At 67.4% G+C, this 25,270-nt stretch carries 18 protein-coding genes; 14 read left to right on the forward strand and 4 right to left on the reverse strand.

The window, feature by feature from the left end; translation table 11 throughout:
• Positions 1–3 precede the first annotated feature (3 nt).
• Positions 4–2,310, reverse strand: a complete 2,307-nt coding sequence (locus tag OG474_RS19430) for a DEAD/DEAH box helicase (protein ID WP_405063746.1) — start codon at positions 2,308–2,310, stop codon at positions 4–6.
• Positions 2,311–2,523: 213 nt separating this feature from the next.
• Between OG474_RS19430 and OG474_RS19435 the strand changes: the two genes are divergently transcribed.
• The 9 genes from OG474_RS19435 (at position 2,524) to OG474_RS19475 (ending at position 12,741) form a co-directional block, all read left to right on the forward strand.
• On the forward strand, positions 2,524–2,853 hold the full coding sequence (locus tag OG474_RS19435; protein WP_405064594.1) for an STAS domain-containing protein: 330 nt from the start codon (positions 2,524–2,526) through the stop codon (positions 2,851–2,853).
• Between the two features lie 217 nt (positions 2,854–3,070).
• Positions 3,071–5,374, forward strand: coding sequence for a sodium-translocating pyrophosphatase (locus OG474_RS19440; RefSeq protein WP_405063747.1), 2,304 nt, complete (start codon positions 3,071–3,073; stop codon positions 5,372–5,374).
• A 69-nt stretch (positions 5,375–5,443) separates the two neighbouring features.
• Positions 5,444–6,643, forward strand: a complete 1,200-nt coding sequence (locus tag OG474_RS19445; RefSeq protein ID WP_405063748.1) for a DUF4142 domain-containing protein — start codon at positions 5,444–5,446, stop codon at positions 6,641–6,643.
• A gap of 194 nt (positions 6,644–6,837) precedes the next feature.
• A complete protein-coding gene (locus OG474_RS19450; protein ID WP_405063749.1) occupies positions 6,838–7,815 on the forward strand; it encodes an ABC transporter ATP-binding protein in 978 nt (325 codons plus the stop codon).
• A gap of 1 nt (position 7,816) precedes the next feature.
• Positions 7,817–8,638 (forward strand): ABC transporter permease subunit, encoded by an 822-nt coding sequence (locus tag OG474_RS19455; RefSeq protein ID WP_405063750.1) that lies wholly within the window; start codon positions 7,817–7,819, stop codon positions 8,636–8,638.
• Between the two features lie 106 nt (positions 8,639–8,744).
• A complete protein-coding gene (locus tag OG474_RS19460; RefSeq protein ID WP_405063751.1) occupies positions 8,745–9,536 on the forward strand; it encodes a DUF2785 domain-containing protein in 792 nt (263 codons plus the stop codon).
• A gap of 307 nt (positions 9,537–9,843) precedes the next feature.
• Entirely contained in the window at positions 9,844–11,148 is a 1,305-nt protein-coding gene (locus OG474_RS19465) for a cytochrome P450 (RefSeq protein ID WP_405064595.1), read from the forward strand.
• Positions 11,145–11,612, forward strand: a complete 468-nt coding sequence (locus OG474_RS19470) for an NUDIX domain-containing protein (protein ID WP_405063752.1) — start codon at positions 11,145–11,147, stop codon at positions 11,610–11,612. Before OG474_RS19465 ends, OG474_RS19470 begins: the two co-directional genes overlap by 4 nt.
• Before the next feature lie 160 nt (positions 11,613–11,772).
• Positions 11,773–12,741: an ABC transporter substrate-binding protein gene (locus tag OG474_RS19475; protein ID WP_405063753.1), complete on the forward strand. Its 969-nt coding sequence runs from the start codon at positions 11,773–11,775 to the stop codon at positions 12,739–12,741.
• Between the two features lie 23 nt (positions 12,742–12,764).
• Here OG474_RS19475 and OG474_RS19480 read toward each other — a convergent pair whose 3' ends face one another.
• The gene (locus tag OG474_RS19480; protein WP_405063754.1) at positions 12,765–13,139 is read right to left on the reverse strand and encodes a hypothetical protein; all 375 of its coding nucleotides are present in this window, start codon (positions 13,137–13,139) and stop codon (positions 12,765–12,767) included.
• Between the two features lie 181 nt (positions 13,140–13,320).
• Here OG474_RS19480 and OG474_RS19485 point away from each other — a divergent pair, with 181 nt between their 5' ends.
• A complete protein-coding gene (locus tag OG474_RS19485) occupies positions 13,321–14,895 on the forward strand; it encodes a diguanylate cyclase domain-containing protein (RefSeq protein ID WP_405063755.1) in 1,575 nt (524 codons plus the stop codon).
• Between the two features lie 10 nt (positions 14,896–14,905).
• Complete coding sequence (locus OG474_RS19490) at positions 14,906–16,468, forward strand: diguanylate cyclase (protein WP_405063756.1); 1,563 nt, start codon at positions 14,906–14,908, stop codon at positions 16,466–16,468.
• Positions 16,469–16,474: 6 nt separating this feature from the next.
• Here the strand turns inward: OG474_RS19490 and OG474_RS19495 are convergent, their stop codons facing one another.
• Both OG474_RS19495 and OG474_RS19500 read right to left on the reverse strand, forming a co-directional pair.
• Complete coding sequence (locus OG474_RS19495) at positions 16,475–17,902, reverse strand: methyltransferase (protein ID WP_405063757.1); 1,428 nt, start codon at positions 17,900–17,902, stop codon at positions 16,475–16,477.
• A 366-nt stretch (positions 17,903–18,268) separates the two neighbouring features.
• Positions 18,269–21,922, reverse strand: a complete 3,654-nt coding sequence (locus tag OG474_RS19500; RefSeq protein WP_405063758.1) for an NPCBM/NEW2 domain-containing protein — start codon at positions 21,920–21,922, stop codon at positions 18,269–18,271.
• Between the two features lie 148 nt (positions 21,923–22,070).
• On the opposite strand from OG474_RS19500, the gene OG474_RS19505 reads away from it, so the two are divergent.
• The 3 genes from OG474_RS19505 to OG474_RS19515 all read left to right on the forward strand — a co-directional run bounded on the left by OG474_RS19505 (position 22,071) and on the right by OG474_RS19515 (position 25,136).
• Positions 22,071–23,438: an alpha/beta hydrolase family protein gene (locus tag OG474_RS19505; protein ID WP_405064596.1), complete on the forward strand. Its 1,368-nt coding sequence runs from the start codon at positions 22,071–22,073 to the stop codon at positions 23,436–23,438.
• Between the two features lie 414 nt (positions 23,439–23,852).
• Complete coding sequence (locus OG474_RS19510) at positions 23,853–24,008, forward strand: hypothetical protein (protein WP_405063759.1); 156 nt, start codon at positions 23,853–23,855, stop codon at positions 24,006–24,008.
• A 78-nt stretch (positions 24,009–24,086) separates the two neighbouring features.
• A complete protein-coding gene (locus OG474_RS19515; protein ID WP_405063760.1) occupies positions 24,087–25,136 on the forward strand; it encodes a hypothetical protein in 1,050 nt (349 codons plus the stop codon).
• The last annotated feature ends 134 nt before the right edge of the window (positions 25,137–25,270 follow it).

The following is a 25,270-nucleotide window of genomic DNA, read 5'->3' on the forward strand; positions in this document are numbered from 1 at the left end:
CTTTCAAGCCTCACTACTGAGTAGTGCGGTGAGCAGCGCTACCGCGCCGCCTTTGTCGAGTGGGTTGTTCTGGTTCCCACACTTGGGTGACTGTACGCAGGATGGGCAGCCATCCGTGCACTCACAGTGTGCAATGGCCTCACGTGTCGCGGTCAACCACTCACGCGCTGCGGCGTACCCGTGTTCGGCGAAACCTGCTCCTCCGGGGTGGCCGTCGTACACGAAGACGGTGAGCCGGCCGGTGTCCGCATGCCGCGCGGTGGAGACGCCACCGATGTCCCAGCGGTCGCAGGTGGCGAACAACGGGAGCAGCCCGATCGAGGCATGCTCAGCGGCATGGGCAGCACCCGGTACGTCGCCCAGCGCCAGCGACTCGACCGCCGAGTCGGGCATCGTCCACCAGACCGCCTTGGTCCGCAGCGTCCGCTCGGGGAGATCGAGCGGCTGCTCGTCGAGCACATCACCGGTCGCGATCAGCTTGCGCTGGAACGAGATCACTTGACTGGTCACCTGGACCCAACCGCGGGACAGCTCGGCCGTCCCCCAGCCGCGGGTCTCCTCGGTCGCCAGGATGCTGATCTCGGTCACGTCGCGCGCGAAGGTGGTGTAGTCGGGCGCCGCCGGCTCGACGATGGCGGCGTGACCCTCCAGGTCGAGTGTCCGGACCAGATACGACTCACCGGCGTGGACGTAGACAGCACCCTCGTGGACCGAGGCATGTGCCGAGCCACCGTCGACCGTGCCGAGCAGACGACCGGTCTGGTCCTCCACGATCTGCACTGTCTTACCACCGGCCGAGCGGATGTCGATGGCGTCCACAGCGCGGTCGCGACGCGTCCAGAACCAGCCGTGCGGCCGCTCGCGCAGCGCACCTTGCTTCACCAGCTGCGCGATGACACCAGCGGTCGTACTGCCGAAGATGTCGTAGTCCGCGGTGGTCAGCGGTAGCTCTTGAGCGGCGGCGCATAGCTGCGGGCCGAGCACATACGGATTCTCTGGATTGAAAACAGTCGCTTCAACTGGCCGTCCGAAGACCGCGGCCGGGTGGCGAACCAGATAGGTGTCCAGCGGATCATCCCGAGCCACCAGCAATGCGAGAGCTTCCCCGCGGGCACGTCCGGCGCGACCGGCCTGCTGCCACAGTGATGCGCGCGTACCTGGCCAGCCCGACAGCAGCACGGCATCCAGACCGGCAATGTCGATCCCCAGCTCCAGGGCATTCGTCGCGGCGACTCCGGTGAGCTCGCCGGTCTGCAGCATGCTCTCGAGCCGTCTGCGCTCTTCCGGCAGATAACCAGCCCGGTACGCCGAGACTTGGTCCATCAACGCGGGATCGACCTCGGCCAGCTTCTCGCGCGCGGTCATGGCCACGGTCTCGGCTCCACGCCTCGACCGGACGAACGCGACCGTCCGCACGCCCGACACGACCAGGTCGGTCAGAAGGTCGGCCACCTCGGCCGTGGCAGAGCGACGTACCGGGGCGCCGTTCTCTCCATGTAAAGAGGTGAGGGCCGGCTCCCAGAGGCCGAAGGCGATCCCGCCGCGCGGAGAACCGTCGTCGACCACCTCCTCCATCGGGAGGCCGGTCAGTCGCTCACCTGACACGGCTGGCTCGGCAACGGTCGCGGATGCGCAGACGAAGACCGGATTGGCGCCGTACTGCGCGCAGACCCGGCGCAGTCGGCGCAGCACGCCGGCGACGTGCGCACCGAAGACACCGCGGTAGTGATGGCACTCGTCGATGACGACGTACTGCAGGCAGCCGAGGAAGCGCGCCCAGCGTTGATGGTTCGGCAGGACGGACCGGTGCAGCATGTCCGGGTTACTCAATACATAGGTGGCGTGGTCGCGCGCCCAGTCGCGCTCGGTGCGCTCGGAGTCGCCGTCGAGTGTGGTCGGGCGCAGCCCAGGCACTGTGTACGCCGAGACTGCGCGGAGCTGGTCGTGGGCCAGCGCCTTGGTAGGAGAGAGATACAGCACCGAGGCGGTCCGCCGGTGTGGTGAGGCGGCTTGCGCGATGCTCAGCGTCGCGAAGGCAGGTAGTAAGTAGCCAAGTGATTTGCCGGAGGCGGTCCCGGTCGCGACCACGACATGACGACCCGAGTACGCCGCCTCGGCCGTGGTGACCTGATGGATCCACGGTGCCGTGATCCCGGCGTCGGCCAGCTGGTCGAGGACCTCGGGCGGAACCCAGCGCGGCCACTCACCTGTGCGTCCCGGACGAGCGGGAACCGTCTCCACATGGGTGAGCCGATCGGCCCGGCCGGCGGCGAGGCGTCGTAGTACAGCAGTCGCCTCACCTTCACGCATGACGATGAGCCTAGTTGGCGCCACGGACAGAGCCATTCCGGTCCAGTGGGCGTGCACGGATTCGTGCACATTCGGCTGCAAGTGCTGATGCACGCGGCTTTTTGTGGGGGGAGATCGACTTTCGATGCGACTAGATGAAAGAGTTTTCCGTAACGGCCCTTCTCACGGTCCGTACATGGTTGAATGCAGCAGTTCACGGGATCGGAGGCCGAAGTGGATCTGTCGCTGACCGCGCGCGCCGAGGGCGGGCGTACCGTCATCGAGGTGGCGGGGGAGATCGACGTCTACACCGCACCGAAGCTCCGCGAGAAGATCGCAGCGCTCGTCGATGACGGTCGGTACGACCTCGTCCTGGACCTGGAACGCGTTGAGTTCCTGGATTCCACCGGCCTCGGGGTTCTGGTCGGCGGACTGAAACGGGTCCGCACCCACGACGGATCGCTGTCCCTGGTCTGCACCCAGGAACGGCTGCTGAAGATCTTTCGGATCACCGGTCTGACGAAGGTCTTCGACATCCACCCGGATGTCGCCTCCGCTGTCTAGGGACAAGAGAAAAGGTGTCCCTGTCAGCACTGTGCGTGACACTCCCGCCTGACCGCCCCGGTATGGCGTAGACCACCCTGTCGTCAGGTCTGGTCGGAGAGCCGTTAGAGTGACCCACCGCGCCATGTCCTTGGCGCTGTTTGGTATTTTCCCCAACCCTTCGGTTGCGGCAGACGGGGGCCGTCAAGCCTGGATGGGTTGCCTACAAGGAGGACGGATGTCCGCGCTGCTTGCACCACAAGCGGTGGATCTTTCGTCGAGCAACACCACACTGGTAATCGTCGTTGCAGTGATCGCGGTTCTCGCGGTTGCCATTGCGATGGTTTTCCGGAGCCAGGTGCTTGCCGCGAACGATGGCACCGAGAGTATGAAAGAGATCGCCGCTGCGGTTCAGGAGGGTGCAGCAGCCTTCCTGAGTCGGCAGTTCCGGACACTGTCGGTCTTCGCGGGAGTGGCGTTCCTGCTGCTTTTCCTGTTGCCTGCGCACACCGACGGCGACAACGCGACGACGCTGAAGATCTTCCGCTCCGTGTTCTTCCTGGTCGGTGCGGGCTTCTCCGCGCTGATCGGCTACGTGGGCATGTGGCTGGCCACGCGCGCCAACGTCCGGGTCGCCGCGGCTGCCCGCGACGAGGGTCGCGAGCCCGCGATGCGCGTCGCGTTCCGCACCGGTGGCACCGTCGGTATGTTCACCGTCGGCCTCGGTCTGCTGGGCGCCTCGGTCGTGGTGCTGCTCTTCAAGGGTGACGCCCCGACCGTGCTCGAGGGCTTCGGCTTCGGTGCCGCCATGCTCGCCATGTTCATGCGGGTCGGCGGCGGTATCTTCACCAAGGCCGCCGACGTCGGCGCCGACCTGGTCGGCAAGGTCGAGCAGAACATCCCCGAGGACGACCCCCGCAACGCCGCGACGATCGCCGACAACGTCGGTGACAACGTGGGCGACTGCGCCGGTATGGCCGCGGACCTGTTCGAGTCGTACGCCGTGATGCTGGTGGCGTCGCTGATCCTGGGCAAGGCCGCCTTCGGCGAGCAGGGCCTGATCTTCCCGCTGATCGTGCCGGCCATCGGCGCCGTCACCGCGGTCATCGGTGTCTTCCTGACCCGCCCGCGGGCCGGCGAGAACGGCCTGCGCACGATCAACCGGGCGTTCTACATCTCCGCGGTGATCTCCGGAATCCTGTGTTCGATCGCAGCCTTCGTGTACCTGCCGAGCAGCTTCAAGGAGCTGACCGGCGCGACCGACACGATCGCCGCCTTCGACGGTGACCCCCGCGTCATCGCCACCGTCTCGGTGATCATCGGCATCGTGCTGGCCGCGGTCATCCTGGCCATCACCGGCTACTACACCGGCACCGAGGACAAGCCCGTCCAGGACGTCGGCAAGACGTCGCTGACCGGTGCGGCCACGGTCATCCTGTCCGGTATCTCGGTCGGCTTCGAGTCCGCCGTCTACACCGCGATCGTGATCGCGGCGGCCGTGTACGGCGCCTTCCTGGTCGGCGGTACCGGTGTGGTCGCGCTGTTCGCGATCGCGCTGGCCGGTTGTGGTCTGCTGACCACCGTCGGCGTCATCGTCGCGATGGACACCTTCGGCCCGGTCTCCGACAACGCGCAGGGCATCGCCGAGATGTCGGGCGACGTCGACGGCGAGGCGGCTCAGATCCTCACCGAGCTGGACGCCGTCGGCAACACCACGAAGGCCATCACCAAGGGCATCGCGATCGCGACCGCCGTACTGGCCGCGACCGCTCTGTTCGGTTCCTACACGGACTCGATCCGGACGTCGCTGGCCGAGAACTACGCCAAGTTCGAGGCGGACGCGCTGGTCTTCAACCCGGGCACCCTGGTCGGCATCATCCTCGGTGCGGCCGTCGTGTTCATGTTCTCCGGTCTCGCGATCAACGCCGTCGGCCGCGCCGCCGGTGCGGTCGTCTACGAGGTCCGCCGGCAGTTCCGGGACATCCCCGGGATCATGGAGGGCACCGGCAAGCCGGAGTACGGCAAGGTCGTCGACATCTGCACCAGGGACTCGCTGCGTGAGCTCGCGACCCCGGGTCTGCTCGCGCTCTGTGCCCCGATCGCCGTCGGCTTCGGCCTCGGCGCCGCGGCACTGGCCGGCTACCTGGCCGGCGCGATCGGCGCCGGCACCCTGATGGCGGTCTTCCTGGCCAACTCCGGTGGAGCCTGGGACAACGCCAAGAAGCTGGTCGAGGACGGTAACCACGGCGGCAAGGGTTCGCCCGCGCACGAGGCCACCATCATCGGTGACACCGTCGGTGACCCGTTCAAGGACACCGCCGGCCCGGCCATCAACCCGCTGATCAAGGTGATGAACCTGGTCTCCGTGCTGATCGCCCCGGCCGTCGTCGGCCTGTCGGCCATCGGCGACGACACCAACACCGCGCTGCGGATCGGCATCGCGCTGGCCGCGGTCGTCGTACTGGCTGTCGCCGTCATCGTCTCCAAGCGCCGGGAGTCGGTCATCTCCGACACCCCCGCCGAGGCGAACGTCGCCGCCTGATCTGTCGCTGTAGCCGAACGGCCCGCCGGACATAGTGTCCCGGCGGGCCGTTCCGTTTACGGTTGACTGGTGAGACTTGCGCGAGTGCCGGCGTTCCTGCTGCTCGTCGCGGCCGGAGTGCTGGGATCGGCCCAGCCCGCCGGTGCGGCGACGCAGCCCGATACCGAGTATCTGAGCCTGGCCCACGCGCTCAATCTGACGATCGTCGCCGCCGCGCACACGGCGTCCGGCCAAAGTACGTCGTCCTGCATCCGCACGGTCGCCGGCCGGCTGGAACGCGACCACCGGAAACTGGCCGCCCAGGAGAACACGGTCGCCGGCCGGCTCGATCTCGAGCTGGCGACGACAGTGGCGGCCGATCAGCGCCGGCAGCTGGTCGCGCTGGCCGCGAAGGCCGGGAAGAAGGGGTACGACGCCGCCTGGCTGCAGTTCCAGCGGCAACAGCACCAGGAGTACCTGAAGCTGGTCACGGGCGAGGTCCCGAAGTTCGCGTCCCCCGCGGTCGAGTCGGTGGCCAACGGCGCGAAGCCGGTGCTCGAGATGGATCTGCGGATGGTGACCGGCCAGTGCAAGGACGCGACGCAGACGCCGTCCGTCGACACCGGCGCCGGTGGCATGGTCGCGGATGCCCGACAGACGCGCTCCCGGGTCGCGCTGGGCCTGATCGTCCTCGGTCTGTTGCTGTTGCTGATGGGTAAGTCCGTCCCCGTCCGTCGGCGGTTGCTCGGCATCGGCGCACTGGGCGTAGGCCTGGTGATGATGTTCGGCGGTGCGGCGCACGACGCCGGCCAGGTACCGAAGGCCGCCGCCGGCCCGCAGGAGCGGGAGGCCGCCGTACCACCCGTCGAGCTGAAGGTGCCGGGCCTGCTGAGCGTGCGGGTGCAGCCGGTCGCGGCCGGTAGGGACGGCCGGTTGCAGGTCCCGGCCACCGCTGACGTGGGGTGGTGGGCCGCTGGTGCGGCACCCGGTGCCCAGGGCGGGACGGTGCTCCTCGCCGGGCATGTCGACACCGCTCGTGGACGAGGCGTCTTCGCCAAGCTGTCCGAGGTCCCGATGGACGCGCGGGTGGGCGTGACGGACGGCGCCGGCGAGCAGCACTGGTACCGGATCGTCGCGCGCCGCACATACCGGCAGAACAACCTGCCGCCGGACCTCTTCAACGGCTCGCAGAAACCGCGGCTGGCGCTGGTGACGTGCACAGGCTCCTACGACCACGCCGCCCACCGGTACAGCGACAACCTCGTCCTGTACGGCGTCCCGCTCGACTGACGGTTCTCGGGGGTGCTCGGGGCCCGCTCAGGGATTCAACCGATGCGGTCCCCTACCGGTGGACGGCAGAATCAACCCACGGGTGGACACACCGGGTCCGCCCCGGGTCCGATGATCTGGGCGGGTCGGCCCTCGATACTGAGGGGGCAAGCCCGCCCACACCATTGGCGCGCCACCGAACGAGGAGTACGGCGATGATCGAGGCACACGGCCTCACCAAGCGATACGGCGCCACGGTTGCCGTAGACAACCTGTCGTTCGAGGTGAAACCCGGCAAGGTGACCGGCTTCCTCGGCCCCAACGGTGCCGGTAAGTCCACCACCATGCGGATGATCCTCGGCCTCGACACCCCGACCGCCGGATCCGTCACCATCGACGGGACGCGGTACCGGGACCTGCACCGCCCGCTGACGAAGGTCGGCGCGCTGCTGGATGCGAAGTGGGTGCACCCCAACCGGTCCGCCCGGGCGCACCTGGCCTGGATGGCGGCGTCCAACAAGCTGCCGAAGTCCAGCGTCGACCGCGCCCTCGACATGGTCGGCCTGACCGAGGTCGCAGGCAAGCGGGCCGGTGCCTACTCGCTGGGTATGTCCCAGCGACTCGGTATCGCCGGTGCGCTGCTCGGCGACCCGGAGGTGCTGCTGTTCGACGAGCCGGTCAACGGTCTCGACCCGGAGGGCATCGTCTGGATCCGGACCTTCATGCACCGGCTGGCCGACGAGGGCCGCACGGTCCTGGTCTCCAGCCACCTGCTGTCCGAGATGGCACTGACCGCCGAGGACCTGGTCGTCATCGGTCGCGGCCGGCTGATCTCGCAGAGCACCACCCAGGAGTTCGTCGACCGCGCGGGCGGCACCACTGTCAAGGTGCGGACCCCGCAGCTCGACCAGCTGGCCGGGGTGCTGCACCAGCAGCAGCTCGTCACGCGGATCGAGGACGTCGAGGGCCAGGGCAAGGTCTTGTTCGTCGAAGGGGACCTGACCACCGACCAGATCGGTGAGACGGCAGCGGCGCACGGCATCGTGCTGCACGAGCTGGCCATCCAACGCGGCTCGCTCGAGGCGGCCTTCATGCAGATGACCGGTGATTCGGTTCAGTACCACGCGACGGACGGACAGCTTCCGGACCCGTCCGCCATCGAGGTGGCCACTGGGCCGAAGGAGGACAACTGACATGTCGGCATCCACTGCAACGGCTCCGGCCGCGGCCAAGACCTCGTCGTACGGCGGCATTGCCGTCATCAATGTCGAGCGGATCAAGCTCTTCACCACCCGCTCCCCGTGGTGGTGCATGATCGTCGCGGCGGTGCTGAGCGTAGGTCTGGCGTCGCTGTTCACCGGGTTCATCCCGAGCGACCAGGAACAGCAGGCGTCGATCTTCATCACCCAGGGCGGCACGCAGTTCAGCCAGATGGTGATGATGGTGATGGCCGCGCTGGCGGTCACCACCGAGTACCGGTTCGGCACCATCCGGACCAGCTTCCAGGCCGTACCGCAGCGGTCGCAGATGTTGCTCGGCAAGACTGTCGTAGTCAGCCTGCTGGCCGGGCTCGTCGGCCTGGTCGCCGCCTTCGGTGCCTGGTTCGTCGGCACTCTGTTCGTCGGCAGCGCCGACCTGGCGATCGACACCGGAGCCGAGTGGCGGCTGCTGGCCGGGCGCGGCATCGTCTTCTTCCTGTCCGCCGTGATCGCAGTGGCGGTCGGCATCCTGATCCGGCAGAGTGCCGGCGCGATCGCGATCCTGATCCTGTGGCCGCTGCTGGTGGAGAACCTGTTCAACCTGATTCCCAAGATCGGCGACGACCTGTCGAAGTGGTCGCCGTTCCAGAACGCCAGCTCCTTCCTGACCCAGGGCAACGACGGCGGTTTCGCCGGCGCGGTCGGTGACGCCAGCAACTACGCGCTGAGTCCCTGGTGGGCCCTGCTGTACTTCGCGGGTTGGGCGGCGGGGCTGATGGCGATCGCGCTGATCAGCGCGAGCAGGCGCGACGCGTAACGAAGCTCGGCCGGGCTGAGGGGTCCTGGTCGCTACGGCCCGTGGAACTTCGTGTTCCACGGGCCGTTCCTTTGTGCTGACCTGGTGACTCGTCTAACCTCCGGCCATGACCGATTGGGCGCAAGTACGCGCTGACGACTTCGCCGTACCGACTGATCGGCCGTTGGCTGAGTTGGTGAGTGAGCTCTCGGGGCTGTTGCGGTCGCCGGATCCGATCGAGCGGGACAGCATCGCGTACTCGACGTTGGCGACCTGGATCGGGCGTGGGGTGCTGTCCGGGGATCAGCTGCGTGAGCTGGGCGATGAGATGGCTCGGCGGTTCGGGGACTCGGAGCTTCAGGCGCGGACGTTCGCGCCGCTGATCCTGGACTGCATCGTGTCGGCCGGGGTGTACGAGGCGAGCTGGGTGCCGCCGTTCGAACGTTGGTACGTCGCTGAGTCCGACCTGCGCGGGTACGACGCGAAGCTGGGCTGGCTGCATGCCGTGGCGCATGGGGCCGACCTGCTGGGGACTCTGGGGCTCTATCCGGCCGTGGAGCCGGTGGAGATGCTGCGGCTGGGCATTGGACGGCTTCTGACGCCCACTGAGTACGTGCTGCGGGAGATGGAGGACGACCGGCTTGGCTACGCGCTGGCGGCCACTCTGACGCGTTCTGAGCTCACAGTGGAGGATGCGACCGAGTGGCTGGTCCCAGCCTTCACGGGGATCGTTCCGCCGGCAGCCACGATCAGTCCGGTCAACACGAACACCACGCGGACGTTGCGGGCGCTCTATGTGTTCGTGGACCGCGGTGTGCGGTTGCCGGATGCCAGTGAGGCCACGCAGATCCCGCACCGCGCCGAGATCAAGGCACAGCTGGTCGAGGTGCTGCGGTTGGTGACCCGGAGCTACTTCTGAGGGAACGCGGCTGGATACCCTTGCTGGATGAAGTGCGGGGGGACTTTCAGGACATCAGCCGTCGGGTGGTTCGCGCACCCTACTTTCGGCGGTGTTTTCCCTGAACTGCCCCTGAGGTACGGCGTGCCGCGACCGGCGTCCATGACAAGGTCTGTGCAGGCATCGGCCGTGGTCCCCTCCCATGGTGGTGCCAACGCCACTACCGGAAGTAGTGCCTACACCATCAGATCTGGTCCCCGGCAACGTTAGCTTTTAGCTGACGGAAACAGTCGGGGGCAGCGGTTCGCAGAGAGGGCGCGTGGAAGTCATGGTTGCGACATACCTGAAGAGATGGGTCGGCAACCGGATCCTGAACAGGACCAGCCGCAAGGGTGGGCTGGACCTGTTGAAGATGCGGGTGTTCCCGGCGCAGGTGACGTTGCCGCTGCGCCGGCAGGGGCTGGACCCACTGCCGGCCCTGGGCGAGGCACGGGAAACGGATCCGGTGCACCGGTTGGCGCATGTGTTCGGGATCACCGTCTGGATGGTGACCGGGCACGCCGAGTCCAAGGCCGTCCTGGCCGACTCCACGAACTTCAGCAACGACGTCCGGCCGCTGGTCGGCTCCGACCCGAACAAGCCGTCCGAGGGGATCGGCGGGCTCGGGTTCACCGATCCGCCGGACCACACCCGGCTGCGCAAGCTGCTCACCCCCGAGTTCACGAAGCGCCGGCTGGCCCGGCTGGAGCCGGCGATCGAGAAGATCGTCAACGACCAGCTGGACCTGATGGAGGCCAAGGGTCCGGTCGCCGACATCGTCTCCGACTTCGCCTTCAACGTGCCGTTCCTGCTGATCGCCGACCTGCTCGGCGTCGAGGAGCAGGACCGCGACCGCTTCCGTGCCCTCGGCCCGGCCCGGTTCGACCTGTCCGCCGGTGGGATCGGGGTCTTCGGGTCGGCCAGCGAGTCGCGCGACTTCCTGTTCGAGATCGTCCGCAAGCAGCGGGAGAACCCGGGCGACGGCCTGATCGGATCGATCATCCGGGCCCAGGGCGACGACCTGGACGACGTCGAGCTCGGTGGGCTCGCCGACGGGGTGTTCCTCGGCGGCTACGAGACCTCCGCCAGCATGCTTGCCCTCGGCACGCTCGTGCTGATGCGCAACCCCGAACACTTCGAGCGGATCCGTAACGAGCCTGGAGCGGTCGACGAGATCGTCGAGGAGCTGCTGCGCTACCTGACTGTCGTGCAGGTCGCGTTCCCGCGGTTCGCCCGGCACGACCAGGAGCTGTTCGGGAAGCAGGTCAAGAAGGGCGACCTGGTCGCGGTGTCGTTGTCCGGCGCCGACCGCGACAAGGAGGTCTTCGGTGACGACGCCGAGGACTTCTACCCCCGCCGCGCGTCCTCTGCCGCACACCTTGCCTTCGGCCACGGCATGCACCGCTGCGTCGGTGCTGAGCTCGCCCGGATGGAGCTGCGGGCGGCCTTCCTGGCGCTTGCGAACCGCTTCCCTGACCTGACCCTCGCCGTACCCGAGGAGCAGCTTCGCTTCCGCGAGCTGTCCATCGTCTACGGCCTGGAGTCCCTGCCCGTGCAGCTCCACGCCGCCAAGACCCAGCAAGCCGCCGGATGACCGTTCCGGACTACATCGCCCGGATGCCCCGCAAGCGCCTAGCAGCCGCGGTCCTCATCCGGGACGATGCGGACCGCGTGCTGCTGCTCGAACCGTCGTACAAGCCCAACTGGGAGCTCCCGGGCGGCATCGTCGAAGCCGACGAGTCCCCCTGGGACGCGGCCACCCGCGAGGTCGTGGAGGAGCTGGGTCTCGAGCTGCCTCTCGGTCGCCTGCTGGTTGTCGACCACGTGCACGCGTACGACGATCGGCCCGACGGCATCAACTTCATCTTCGACGCCGGCCGCCTCGACACCACGCCGACCAGCTTCCCCGACGGCGAGATCCTCTCCGCCCACTTCCTGACTCTCCCCGAGGTCGCTGTGCGGACGAGGCCCCAAATGACCGCCCGCATCGCTGCAGCCTTGGAAGCAGTCGCCGAGAACACCACCGCCCTCTGCAACCACGGCGTACGGATCGCCTGATTTGTGGGTGCGGACCTGCGGCACTGATCAACTGCTCTGGGAGGCCGGCCTGCCGGGCCTGCCAAGCGTGCGGGTTGGCTGGCGGGTGAGGTTGGTCAGTGGCTGGGATTCGCCTGGGAATGGTGTGCCGGGCGGATAGGGGTGAGGTGGAATGGCAGGCATGGGCAACGAAATGCGGGTCGGGGTGCTAGCGCCGTTGAGTCGGCCGGGGTGGGTTGAGGCGGGGCGGCAACTGGTTGCGGGGGCTGAGCTGGCGGCTCGGGAGCGGTCGGTTGAGCTGGTGGTGCGGGATACGGCGGCTGATCCCGCGCGGGCTGTGGCGGCGGTGGATGAGCTGGTGGGGCTCGGGGTCGACGCGTTGGTCGGGGAGTATCACAGCGTGGTGGCTCGCGCGGTGGCCGAGCGGGCGGCTGCATTGGGTGAGCCGTATCTGTGTTCTTCGGCGGTGCTGGATGAGCTGGTGACGGAGCCGACGGACTGGGTGGCTCGGATTGCGCCGGTGCAGTCTCGCGGGTGGCGGATCTTTGCGGAGTACCTGCTGAGCGTCGGGCACGAGCGGGTCGCTGTCGCGGCGCAGACGAGTGTGTATTGGGCTGCTGGCGTTGGGGTGCTGCGGAAGTACCTGGATGTTGTTGAGCTGACTTCGGTCGAGCCCGCCGTGGTGTGCGACGAGCTGGCGGCCTGCGGGGCTACGGCGTTGGTGTTGCTGGTCGGTACGCCGGAGCCCGGGGTGCCGATCGTTGAGGCGGTACGGCGGGATGCGCGGCTGGCGGAGGTATTGATCGGTGCACCGGCCGGGCAGCCGGAGTTCGCCGAGTGGGCGGGCCTGTTCGGGATACCGTTCCTGCGTTACCTGCCTGACGAGTTGACCCCACTCGGCGCCCAGGTAAAGGCCCAGCTGGGCGGAGAACCTTCCTTCGTTGCCTTCGAGGGCTACGACGCGATCGCCGTACTGGCAGAAGTTCTTCGTATACATGGTGCAAAATGGCAAAAGGTCGCGGTGCAAGGAACCCGCGGCGAGATCACCTTCTCCCGAGTGCCCGGCATCGGCGTATGGCAATGGGCCTGGTCCCCGATCCAAGTAGTCGAGCGAACCCCCGCCGGCTTCCACACCCTCCACCAAGCCTGACCGATCCGAGCCGCGTGCACAGCTCAGAAGTCGGGCTGACGCGTTGCGTTGATCCACCAGTCGAGGTTGGGGCGCACGCCCTCCAAGAGGTCGAGTCGTGCGACCGCGTGCCGCACCACCTCTTCGGGGAGCCTGATCGCGTGGTCGTAGACGTAGTGGGCGAGCCCTTCCGGCCACTGGTACACGTCGTCGGCGAACTCCAGGGCGCCGTTGTTCTTGCCGCAGATCCGGCATGGTGACAGGCCCATGTAGGCGACAACCATCGTTCCGGAGGAGAGGTAGGCCCAGACCATGTGTCGTTCGTCGGCGTCCCACGAGTCGTCGACCCAGTCCGCGGGGTCGGGGTATTCGGGGTGCTCGTCGTTGCGCCAGTAGCCGATCAGTCGTCGAGGTTCCACGAGGTCAGTCTGACGAACTCTTCCGGCACTCGCGGTGTCGTAAGTGCTGCGTTCTGGTTGAGACGTTTGGGGGGAAAACTTTGCTGAGTTATTACGCGTTGTGCGGAATTTGTGGCACTAAGTGGTCGGTGGCTGATTCAGGGCGTGACAGGGGTGGGATGGGTGGTGAGAATGGGCCGTTATGGGCGAGGAGGCGATGGGTGGGGAGCTGACCGCCCGGATCGCTGCCGCGATGACTGCGGCTCAGTCGGGTGGGCATGCGACTGCGGCGGCTGAGGTTGAGCTCCTGAAGGCCGAGTTGGGGTCGGTGCCCAGTTATCAGTTGGCTGCCGTCGAGTATGTGCGTGGGGTGACCGCACATCATGCGAGTGACGCGGATGAGGCGTTGCGGGCGGTGGATGCGTTGATCGAGGTGGCCAAGGCGATCGATGAGCCGGGGTGGGAAGCGAACGCGTTGCCGATCCGGATCATCAATCTGGCGCGGAGTGGGCGGGGCGGCGACACGGTCAATGATCTGGTGGCGGCCGAGCATGCGCTGAGCCGGACGCGGGATGCCGGGCTGATCGCGTGGGCGCACACCGGGTTGGGATATGCGTACGACGTCCTGCGCCTTTTCGAACTGTGCATTCCGCATTACGAGCTGGCGGCCAAGCTGGAGGACGACGTGTTCGACCTGGCCGAGTCGACGGCGATCGACCGGCTGAATCTGGCCGAGACGTATCTGCGCTGGGCGCATGAGCTCGAGCGGCTGGGCGATCCGTCGTACGGGCAGGAGATTCGCGAGCGGCAGGGCTCAGCGGCGTACTGGGCGCGTGAGGCCGAGCGGGTGATCGTCGATGACGAGAGCCAGGAGTACTGGCGGCTGAGTGCCCGGTTGTGGGTGGCGGCCGCGGCGGCGGAGACGGATCCGGCGGTGGCGGTCGAGGAGCTGACCGAGTGCCGGGACGAGATCGGCAAGCTCGGTGAGACGGAGCGGCTGGCGATCGCGGGGGCCTATCTGGCGCGGGCGTTCGCGGCGAAGGGCGAGCTGGACCAGGCGCGCGCCGCGGCCGATCGGGCCGCGGCCGACCTGCTTCCGCTGGCGGATCCGTCGACGCATCTGCTGGTGCTGCAGACGCAGTCGGAGATCGCGGCCGAGCGTGACGAGCCGGGAGCCCTTGCAGGGTTGGAGTATGCGCGGTCGGTGGCGCGGGGCTGGTGGAAAGAACGGCAGCGGGCGCTGAACGCCGTACGGCATGCGTTGACCAGCCATGACCTGTCCGCGCGGCACGATGCCGAGTGGCACGCGGCCCGGCAGGACCCGTTGACCGGCGTCGGGAACCGGCGCGCACTCGAGGAACGACTGACCGCGGCCCGCGATTCGGGGCGCGCGGTGACGTTGCTGGCCATCGATGTGGACGGCCTGAAGGTCGTCAACGACACTCACGGGCACGCCTACGGGGACGAATTACTGCAGGTTGTGGCCAATCTCCTGGTAGAACAGGCGCGAGCGACCGATGCCGTGATTCGATCAGGAGGCGACGAGTTCTTCGTCGTCCTGGATCAGCCGGATGCCAAAGGCGGCGCCCAGCTGGCGATGAGGATCCGGACCGCGGTCGCGGCGATCGCGGCCACCACGGACCTGCCCTGGTTGCGGCACCTGGGACTCAGCATCGGGTATGCCGCGACGGCGGAAGGCGTCGGTGTGGACCACCTGGTCGCCACCGCGGACCGGCGGTTGTACGACGACAAACGCCGGCACCAAGTGAGGCAGTGAAGGAGATTCGGTGCGCGAGACGTCGGGGGTGACGGCGCGGATCGCGGCGGCGATGACCCGGGCACAGTCCGGGAACCCGGCGGAGGCCGGTCTGGAAATCAATCGCTTGCTCGTCGAGCTCGGGACCGAACCGAGTCCGGAGCGCGCCGCGGCGGAGTACGTGCGAGCGGTCGCCGCACATCACGCGACCGACGCGGTCGAGGCGCTGGACGCGGTCGACGGCTGCATCCGGGTGGCGCGCGCGATCGACGAGCCGGGCTGGGAAGCGAATGCGATCGCCATCCGGATCGTCACGCTGATCCGGACCGGCGAGGGCGGTGACTCGGTCGCCGACCTGGTCGCGGCGGAGAACGCGCTCTCGCGGACCCGCGATCTCGGGCTGGCCGGCTGGGCGCACACCGGGCTCGGCTACGCCTATGACCTGCTGCGCTTGTACGAGCTGTGCATCCCGCACTTCGAGCTGGCCGCGGACGGCGATCACGTCCCGCTCGGGCTGGCCGAGGCGCCGGCGATCAATCGATTGAACCTCGCGGAATCCAACCTGCGTTGGGCGCACGAGCTCGAGCGGCTCGGCGACACGTCGTACGACGAGGAGATCCGTGAGCGGCGGCAGGCTGCGCACCACTGGGCCGGACAAGCCGTCGACGTGATCGTTGGCGCGGACCTGCTTGGCTACTGGCCGATTGCCGGGCGGCTGTGGCTGGCCGCCAGCAACGACACGACGGATGCCGCTGCGGCTTCGGTCATCCTCAAGGACTGCCGGGACCAGATAGCGAAGCTGGGCGATCTGGAGCTGGCTGCCATCGCAGGCACCTACCTTGCTCGCGCGTACGCCGCTGCCGGGCGACCCGACGATGCCATCGAGGCCGCACAGCGCGCTGGGAGCGATCTACCGCCGACGTCTGATCCGCCAGTGGAGGCTCTGGTCCGTCACACGGCGGTGCAGATCTCTGCGGAGGCAGGTGACGCGGGCGCGGTGACAGGGCTGCAGTACGCGCGGGCGATCTCCAGAGGCTGGTGGGCGGAGCGGCTACGCGGCCTGTACGCCGTGCGGAGCGCACTGGCCAACCATGAGCTCTCGATCCGGCATGACGCCGAGTGGCGGGCCGCACGGGAGGATCCACTGACCGGAGTGGGCAACCGGCGTGCTTTGGACGAGCGCATGTCCGTTGCGCACGACGCCGGCCGGTCGATTGCGGTGATCGCGATCGACGTGGACAACCTGAAGGTCATCAACGACAGCTACGGGCATGCGTGTGGTGATGAGGTGCTGCGACGCGTCGGGCATCTGCTGCGGGAGCAGAGTCGCGCGGAGGACGTGGTGGCGCGGGCCGGTGGTGACGAGTTCGTCGTCATCCTGGAGAACCCGGACGAGCGCGGCGCACGGGAGCTGGTCGAGCGAATCCGATCCGCCGCGGAGCGGGTGGCTACGGCGGAGGTGGAGCCCTGGTTCGCCATGCTGCGGCTCAGCATCGGGCAGGCCGCCAGCGTGGACGGTACGCCGGTCAGCGAGCTGCTGACCGTGGCCGACCAGCGCATGTATGCCGAGAAGCGACAGCGCCGAGCCCAGTAGTCCAGCTCAGTAGTCGAGGAAGCCTTCGACCAGCAGACGGCGGATCTGCGGCAGGTACTCGGTCAGTACGTCGACCAGCTGCCGCTCCAGCAGCTCCGCCAACGCAGACAGGATCTGGCCGACACTCAGCTCGCCGTCACACGCACCAACGAAGCCGGCCAGGACGGTGTCCACCTGCTCGGCCCGCCGCATCCCGCGCTGACGCCGCAGCACGATGGTGGCCGGGTCCTCGGCACCTGGTTGTCCAGTGGTCTCCTGGATCACGTCGTCCGCGACAACCAGGTGCAGTCCGGTCAGATCGGCCGGAAGCCCCTCCAGCCGCTCGAAACGCCGCAGTACGTGCGGTCCGATCGGACGCTCGATCTCGTACGGCCATTCCTCGGCCTCGAGCACTCCAGGCACGTTGTGCAGGCTGATCCAACCCATGCCGATCGCCTCGACCTGCTGGTCGTCCAGCCAGCGCAGCCACTCGTCGTACCGGCTCTGGTACTCCGGTGTGCCGTGCAGACCCGCATCCCGCAGCCAGAGCTCGACGTACTCGGAAGGGTCGAGCTGCTCGCGTTGCACGGCCCAGGCGGAGCGGTCGCCGGTCCAGCTGGCTAGGCGATCGCGCCAGTCCTGTCCGCGCACGCAGGTCCAGTTGGCGAGCAGCTGGCACCAGCCGCCGTCGGTGAGGTGCAGTGGGGCCTGCTGGACGAGCTGCTGCACCAGACTGTCGCCGGCGAAGTTCGTCTCGCGGTACGTGAGCTGTGAGTCCGGCGGTGAGATCACGTACGGCGGGTTGCTGATGATCAGGTCGAAGCGTTCACCGGCGACCGGCTCGAACAGACTGCCGGTCCGGACGTCGAGGTCGATCCGGTTGAGCGCGGCCGTGGCGCGAGCCAGGTCGAGCGCGCGCGGGTTCACATCGGTCGCCACGATCTGGTTGACGCGATTCGCCAGGTGCAGCGACTGAATACCGCAGCCGGTGCCGATGTCGAGCGCCCGCTCGGCCTTGATCGGCACGGTCAGGTGCACCAGGCTCAGACTGGCCGGCGCGATCCCGAGCACGTAGTCGTCGCGCATGGGCTCCCGGTGCCCGTCCAGCCCCGGGGTGAGGTCCGCAACCACCCACCACTGCTGCTCATCCTCCGCGAACGGCCGGATGTCGAGCACCGCCCGGTCGTCCGCAACGATGCCGAGCGCAACCAGGTCGATCCCCGGAAATGCCTTGTCCACAAGCTCTTTCGGTACGACGCGCTGCAGCAGGAACAGCCGGATCATCGTGTCGAGCGCGGCACCACCGGCAGTACGCCGTACCGCCAGCGTCGTCTCGTTCCGCGCCAGCGCCCCGTTCGCCTGCTCACCAAGCCGCCGCGCCACACCTTCAACGGTGTAGTCGGCCGCCGCAAACGCCCCCCGCAGCCCCTCCACCAAACTCCCCGTCAGCTCCACCCCCACATCCTCCCACCCACCCCCACCCCCACCCCCGCCCCCAGCCGGGGCAACCCCCCCCGGCTGGGGGGGATATCCACCGCGTTGGGGGGTTGCCCCCTCGCATTTCGGATGGGCAACCCCCCGCTTCAGTGGGCAACCCCCTGCTTGGGTGGGCAACCCCCTGCTTCGGTGGGCAACCCCCCAGCTGGGTGGATATCCACCGAATTGGGGGGTTGCCCACTGGGATTTTCGATGGGCAACCCCCCGGACGAGGGGTCATCCCCTGGGTTGGGGGGTTGCCCACTGGGTTGGGGGGGTGCCCACTGGGTTGGGGGGTCATCCCCTGGGTTGGGGGGTTGCCCACTGGTGGTGGGGTCGAAGGGGTTAGGGGGTGCAGGTGAGTTTGGGGTTGGCCCAGTCGGCGTGGTCGCTGGTTACGCCGTCGCCTCCGTCGGTGACTTGGAGGGTGAGGGTTTGGGCGCCGGCTACGTCTACCGAGACCGAGGCGGTGGGGGAGGTGCCGGTGAGGAGGTCGGAGGTGTACTTGGCGACCCCGTCGGTCAGCACCTTGAAGGAGACTTTGCCTCGGTCTTCCATTTCGTCGTCGACACCGACCTTCGCGGTGAAGGTCTGGCAGTTGCCGCCGAGGCGGACGCTGACGAGTGAGGGTGCGTGAGTGCCGATGCCCTTCGCGTACGTCGTTCCGTCGAGGGTGAGCGCGGCTCCGTCACCCGGGGCGTCTTCGCCGTTGCTGTGGTCGCGTTCGACCGGGCCCCAGCCATTCGTGGAGTCCAGGAACTCCAGGTCGCTCACCCACTGCTCGCCACGGGGCGCTGGCGGTAGCGGCTTGTTCGCGATGGTGGCTGCGAAGAAGCCGAGTCCGCCACCGGGCAGCTTGATCGCCTGCACGGTCTTGCCAGGATCGAGCGGTACGGCGGTGTAGAAGACCCGGTAGTCCGTTGTGGTGTTGGCCAATCCGGTCGGCGTGTAGCGACCCTTGGTGGAGACCGCGAGCTTCGCGCCCCCGGTGGTCGCGTCCTGGCAACACCAGTTGGGTAGCTGGAACGTCGCCTGGGACTGCGTGCCGTCGGTATAGAGGATCGTCACCGCGCCACGAGCGTTCAGACTGGCCCCAGCCCCGAGCAGTGCAAGGTGTGAACCGGTGCCGGACACCAGGATCGGTGCCGTCTGGTTCTTCACCAGGTTCGGCGTACCAGGCGCTCCGGACGGCCAGGTGAACTGCGCATCCTGCACGGTGACGGTCGCTCCCGGCTTGTATCCGGCCGCAGCCAGAGCCTCACCGTTGAAACTGTTGCCCGACCCATCGAAGTTGCCCTGCGCGTACGTCGTCGCGTCCGTCACCCCAACGGTATTCGCAGCCTGCGACAGCGACCCGTAAGGCAATTGGGCAGTCGCCACAGCGGTCTGGGAATACCGCTTGCCTTGAGCAACATAACTCGCGGCGAGCGACAGCGTGAAGCTAGCCGGCTGTACGTCGGCACCCGGCGTGACCTGGAGTTTCGTGGTCACGGTCTGGCCGGCGCGCACCGAGTCGAACGCCTTCGAACCAGCAGACGTCCACCCGGTCGGCAGTTGCAGGTCCAGGCTGACGTTGCGGACGGTGGAGCCGGTGTCGTTGCGGAAGCTGGCAGTCACCTCAGTGGCCTGGCCCGGGGCGTTCCACAGCGCGGGTGCGCTGAGCTCCGGCGTACCGAAGGTGTTCGCAACGTTCGGACCACCGACGGACGACGTGCCGTACAGCTTCACCAGAGCGTCGCGAGAGGTGGAGACAGACGCGGTGCGCACGTGCACTACGCCGTCCTTGTAGTCCCAGTCCTTCACCACGCGGCCGTCAATCGTGACTGCCGCCGGAGCCGAGCCGGTGTGCAGTGTCAGCTCATACGGTCGCGCAGCCGGCTTACCGGCGTACGAGCCGTTCAGTGCGCCGATCCGGACGGAGATGTTGCCGCGACCGTCCTTGGGTGCGTCGACAGCGAAGGTCTGCTGGGCGGACTGCTTGGCCCGAGTGACCCGGTCGTCCTCGAACAGCGTGAACGACGACTTGCCCTGCGGGTAGATGTCCACAGTGAGGCGGTCACCGAACTTCTGCTCTGCGGCCGCATTGATCCCCGGCTTCCACATCGGTACGACGGCGCCCGCCTTCACGAACAGCGGCAGCGTGTCGAGGCCGGCGTGGTACCCGTTGACCGTCGTCGGCCCCTGGTAGACCTTGCCGGACCAGTAGTCCACCCACCGTCCCTCCGGCAGGTAGATGCCGTTCTTCACCTCGTCCGCACCCCACATCGGTGCGACCAGGAACTCCTTACCAGCAAGGAACTCGTACTTCGTGGTGTCGTCCCACGTCTTCGGGTCGTTCGGGTACTCCAGCACCAGCGACCGGTTCAGCGGAGCGCCGGTCCGGTGCGCCTCGGCGGCGTACGTGTAGAAGTACGGCAGCAGGCGCTCACGCAGCTTCAGGTACTTGCGGTTGATATCCGTGTACGGCGCTCCGTACGCCCACGGCTGCTTGATCGCCGGAGTGGCCCAGCCGGACATCGTCATGAACGCCGGGTTGAACACCTTCCACTGCAGGTCCCGCACGTACGACGTGGCCGAGCCACCGAAGATACCGTCGACGTCACCGGCGCTGTAGGCGATACCGGAGTTGCCGGAGCCGGTGATTGCCGGGATCTGCCACTTGATCGCGTCCAGGGAGCCGGCGTGGTCGCCGGTCCACTGCACCGCGCACCGCTGCGCACCGGCCCAGCCCTCAACCATCCAGGCGAAGCCACGGGCGTTGCTGTACTTCTCAATACCGTCATGTGCGGTGTCACAGGCGCTGAGCGCGTACCGGTAGCCCGGACCGACCCAGGCGACGTCCAGCTTGCGCACGCGCACCCCGGCGTCACCGACCTCGGCCGGCTGCCGGTCCAGCGAGGACTGCGTCCACAGGCCCATCTCGATGTTCTGCTTGCGCAGCTCGTCGCCGGTCTGCTTCAGAGCAGGAATCTCCCGCTTGCCCCAGTACGTCCCGTCGACCTGCTCGAAGTCGGTGTTGTCGGAGTAGCCGCAGCCGTAGTCGTCGTTGACGAGCATCCAGCCGCCCGGCATGTCCTCGTCGCGGAACTTCTGTGCGACCTTCACCGCGTCCAGAGTGGTGACCTTGTCCGGGTTCACCTTCCAGTCGTTGCTCGGGTCCGGGTCCTTCGCATAGTGACCGCGGTTGTAGCAGTCGGAGTCGCCGTACTCGAGTCCGTAGATCGGTGGCATGAAGGGCCGGCCGGTCAGCTCGGTGTAGCGGTCCAGCGAGGTCTTGAGGTCGCCGATGAAGTAGTACGCGTCGAAACGCTTCTCGTCGTGCGTAGCGGTCACAGGGCTGCCGAAGCTGTAGCTGCCCGGAGTGAACGTGTTGCGGAGTACGCCGTACCCCGCTGTGCTCATGTAGTACGGCGATGCGTTCGGGTTGCCGCCGTCCTCCCAGTTGAAGTCCTTGGAGATCTTGATGGTCTCGTCCCGGTGCGAGAAGCGGCCGTTCTGCATGCCGCCGCCGAAGAACTGCTCGGTCGCACCCCGGGTCAGCGACTGGGTGGTGGAGGTGTCGGTCCAGGACAGCGGTGCGGCCTCGGCCCAGACCAGCCGGCTGTCGCGGTAGACGCTGAACTTCAGCGGCTTCTTCTGGGCCCGGACCTCGATCTTGCCGGTCGTGAGCGAGTAGTACTGCCCGCGGTCGCGCCATGACGTCCGTGGGCTGCCGTAGTCGGTCTTGGTGACGATCGTCGACGCCGGGTCGGTCGGATTCTCCGGCGGCGTACTCGCGGGGTCGGAGAAGGTGCCGTCCGGTGCCAGCCAGAGCCGGAACACGTCGTCCTTCAGGAACACGACCCGCACCTTCGCAGTCCCGGCACTGAGCGTGTACGTCGCTCGGTCAGCGACGAACCCGGTCACGTCACCGAGAGTGGTGCCGGCGGCCTGCGCCGGAGCGGTCGTGCTCACGAGGGCGCCCGCAAGGAGCGCTATCGCGACTACTGAACGTTTCATGCGAACAAAGATGCTCACGAGACCCTCACTTCACGCATCTATGAACAGAATGCGCTCATTGAAGCTCACCGTGCTCGTCTTGTCACCACGTCGGCCGTCATGAAGTTGAGACGAGGTCTCCATCACAGGGTGAAAACAGGCGGTGACGATGAGTCGCATGGTGAACTCCGGTCACAGCAGTCACATCCGTCACAGCCTCGGACGGCGTGGGCTGCTCGTCGGCGGCCTCGCGGCCGGCCTGGGCCTCGTGGTCCCCGGCACCGCGTCTGCGTGGCCGGTCAACCCGGACCGCTTCCGGGGCGCGACCCCGGACGGTGCCGTCCGGACCAAGGACGACCCTGACTTCCATCCGGTGAAGTTCCGCCTCCCGGAGCCGACCGGCCGGAAGTTGCTCGGTACGACGTCGATCCATCTGATCGACGCCAAGCGGCCGGACCCGACCATGCCCAGCGGCAAGCGCGAGCTGATGATCACCATCTGGTACCCGTCGACGCTCATGGACGACAAGCCGCTGGCGAAGTACATGCCGAAGCGGACCGCGACCGAGGTAGACGACACCTGGACCGGTGAGTACGGCCTGGCCCTGCCGCCGGGGACCTTCGACTTCGCGAACACGGTGACCAACAGCCGCCTGAACGCGCCGATGCAGAAGATGAAGCATCCGGTTCTGATCTTCTCGCCCGGTTATCAGTACAGCCGGTTCGTGAACACCGCGCTGGCCGAGGACCTCGCCAGCCGCGGGTACGTCGTGGTCGCGATGGACCACACGCACGAGACCCCGACCGAATTCCCCGGCGGCCGGTTTTTGCCCGGCGTACCGCCGACGCAGCCGTCGGACCCGCTCTTCACCCGCCAGTACGTCGACACCCGGGTGGCCGACGCGCGGTTCGTCCTCGACGAGCTCACGAAGATCGCGGCCGGCCACAGACCAGGTGCCGAGGGCAACGAATTGCCGACCGGTTTCGGGCTCGGCCTGGACCTGCGCCAGGTCGGGATGTTCGGGGTCGGTCTCGGTGGCTACGCGACCGCGGCCACGATGCGCGTCGACAAGCGGATCGCCGCCGGACTCAACCTGGACGGAACGCTGCAGGACGATCGGCTCAAGGGCCCGCCGGCCGAGGTCGCGCTGAAAGGCCTCGATCAGCCGCTGCTGCTGTTCGGCTCGGACGAGACGCAGTTCACCGACCCGAAGAAGGACTACTTCGACATGTCCTGGGCGACCTTCTGGGCGGCGCAGAAGGGCGGCAAGCTCAACCTGAACCTGTCCGGGTCGAAACAGAAGGCGTTCACCGACTACCAGTTCGTCTTCGACCAGGTCTTCCGGGAGATCTACGGCGACGACCCGATCATCACCTCGGTGATGACGGCCCTGGTCGGCAAGGTCAAGCCGGACCAGAGCGTGCGGGCCCAGCGCGAGTTCATCGCGGCGTACTTCGACACCACGCTGCGGCGGCGTCCGAACCAGTTGCTGCGCCAGGGCTCACCGGATTTCCCGGAAGTGCACGTTCGCTGGTGAAACCTACGACCGTGGAGTGAACGCGGCTCCGGTACCACCAGGCGCAGAACTGGTAGCGACCCTTCCCGCAAGAACTGCGGTCGGCGGTGACACTAGCCGGTTTCCGGGCAGGGTGTCCTCGTACTGGAGGTGGAGATCGGGGTTGATGCCTGACTGGGAAATCTCCACCTCGGTTCCTACCGCGGACCGACTCCACCCCCGTTGCGGTGGTCGTAGCGTCGTCATCGACGGACATACCGTCGCAATAGTGACCATCGAAGGAGCACCACCCATGTTGATCGGATCTCTACTGGCTGCCATTGGCCTATCGTCCGGTGCGCCAACCGCAGTGTGGCTGACCGTGGCTGTCCTCGCCGTGGTGGGCGTGGTGGCCTTCAGGATGCGGAGGCGCCGCCAGCGTTAACGGCCTCGGTGATGACGGCGCTGGTCGGCAAGGTCGACCCGACCCGGAGCGTGCGCGCGCAGCGCGATTACGTCGCGGCGTACTTCGACACCACCCTGCGGCGACGTCCGAACCGCCTGCTGACCCAGAACCCGCCGGAGTTCCCGGAAGTGCACGTCCGGTGGTGAAACGTACGACTGTGGAGTGAACGCGGTTCCGGCCGCAGTCTGATTCGAGCATCGCCGATCACCGGTTGGCTGGTGCGCATGATCAGTCGACGTCTGTTTATCGGAGCCATGGGCGCAGTAGCGCTCCCACACCACGTTAAGAAGGCCAGTACGCCGTACCGGGTGGAGCTGCCCGCACCGACCGGACCGCACGCCATCGGCACCAGAGAGTTGCATCTGGTGGACCACAGTCGCCCGGACCCGTGGCGGTCCGGTCCCCGTGAGCTGATGGTGAGCCTCTGGTTCCCCACGCTGCCCCTGCCCGGTGCGAGAGCGCCGTACGCCGGTAGTGCGGTCGCGCTCGCGTTGGCGACCGAGATGGCCGGGTACCTGCAGTTGAGCGGCGACACCGTCGATCTGGCCGGCAGTCTGACGCATGCGCGCCGGGACGCGCCGGTGGCCCGCACTGCGCCGACACTGCTCTATTCACCGGGGTCAGGTGCGTCACGTGTCATCGGGACGAACCAGGCCGAGGAGCTGGCCAGCCACGGCTATCTGGTCGTCACTGTCGACCACACCGGCGAGGCGCCGGTCGAGTTCCCCGGTGGGCGGGTGGTGATGCCGTGTATACCCTGGGAGGCCCCGGTCGCCGTACGGACGGCGACAGACACGCGGGTCTCCGACGTGCGATTCGTCATGAATCGGCTGCGGGTGACTCGGGCCGGGATGTTCGGGTACTCGATGGGTGGTGCGGCGGCCGCGTCAGCGATGCTGGTGGACCGGCGGATCCGGGTCGGCGTCAATCTCGACGGTGGCATGTACGACGGTGACGAGCCGAGTGAAGTGGCGCGCAAGGGACTCGACCGACCGTTCCTCTTGTTCGGAGCGGGTGATCATTCCCGGGCGACCGATCCGAGCTGGAAATCCTTCTGGGAGGCTCAGCGCGGATGGAAACGGGAAGAGTTGCTGACCGATGGTGGGCACGGGTCGCTGGGTGACTATCAGTTCACACTCCCCGCACTTGCCCGGTTGAACGGCGTACCCTCGGGAGCCTTGGAACCGGGGCTCGGAACGGTGGATCCGGCGGTTGCGGTGGCTCGGGTGCGACGCGCGGTAAGAGGGGTTTTCGGATACTTTCTGAAACCCTGAGAGGGGTGTCCGGCGGCGGACCGGTTACGGTGCGTGGACAAATGCTGGAGCAAATACGTTGCTGACGGCCGTACTCTGTCCTCGGATGGACCGGCCGGCACGGGGGAACAAGACGTTCGGTCACGGACGTTGAC

Source organism: Kribbella sp. NBC_01505 (assembly GCF_045040285.1).
Lineage (GTDB): Bacteria > Actinomycetota > Actinomycetes > Propionibacteriales > Kribbellaceae > Kribbella.

Excerpts from the sequence above, each read along its gene's own strand:
- OG474_RS19430 (WP_405063746.1), bottom strand. The coding sequence starts at position 2,310 with ATGCGTGAAGGTGAGGCGACTGCTGTACTACGACGCCTCGCCGCCGGC.
- OG474_RS19440 (WP_405063747.1), top strand. The coding sequence starts at position 3,071 with ATGTCCGCGCTGCTTGCACCACAAGCGGTGGATCTTTCGTCGAGCAAC.
- OG474_RS19450 (WP_405063749.1), top strand. The coding sequence starts at position 6,838 with ATGATCGAGGCACACGGCCTCACCAAGCGATACGGCGCCACGGTTGCC.
- OG474_RS19455 (WP_405063750.1), top strand. The coding sequence starts at position 7,817 with ATGTCGGCATCCACTGCAACGGCTCCGGCCGCGGCCAAGACCTCGTCG.
- OG474_RS19460 (WP_405063751.1), top strand. The coding sequence starts at position 8,745 with ATGACCGATTGGGCGCAAGTACGCGCTGACGACTTCGCCGTACCGACT.
- OG474_RS19465 (WP_405064595.1), top strand. The coding sequence starts at position 9,844 with ATGGTTGCGACATACCTGAAGAGATGGGTCGGCAACCGGATCCTGAAC.
- OG474_RS19470 (WP_405063752.1), top strand. The coding sequence starts at position 11,145 with ATGACCGTTCCGGACTACATCGCCCGGATGCCCCGCAAGCGCCTAGCA.
- OG474_RS19475 (WP_405063753.1), top strand. The coding sequence starts at position 11,773 with ATGGGCAACGAAATGCGGGTCGGGGTGCTAGCGCCGTTGAGTCGGCCG.
- OG474_RS19485 (WP_405063755.1), top strand. The coding sequence starts at position 13,321 with ATGGGCGAGGAGGCGATGGGTGGGGAGCTGACCGCCCGGATCGCTGCC.
- OG474_RS19500 (WP_405063758.1), bottom strand. The coding sequence starts at position 21,922 with ATGAAACGTTCAGTAGTCGCGATAGCGCTCCTTGCGGGCGCCCTCGTG.
- OG474_RS19505 (WP_405064596.1), top strand. The coding sequence starts at position 22,071 with ATGAGTCGCATGGTGAACTCCGGTCACAGCAGTCACATCCGTCACAGC.
- OG474_RS19510 (WP_405063759.1), top strand. The coding sequence starts at position 23,853 with ATGACGGCGCTGGTCGGCAAGGTCGACCCGACCCGGAGCGTGCGCGCG.
- OG474_RS19515 (WP_405063760.1), top strand. The coding sequence starts at position 24,087 with ATGATCAGTCGACGTCTGTTTATCGGAGCCATGGGCGCAGTAGCGCTC.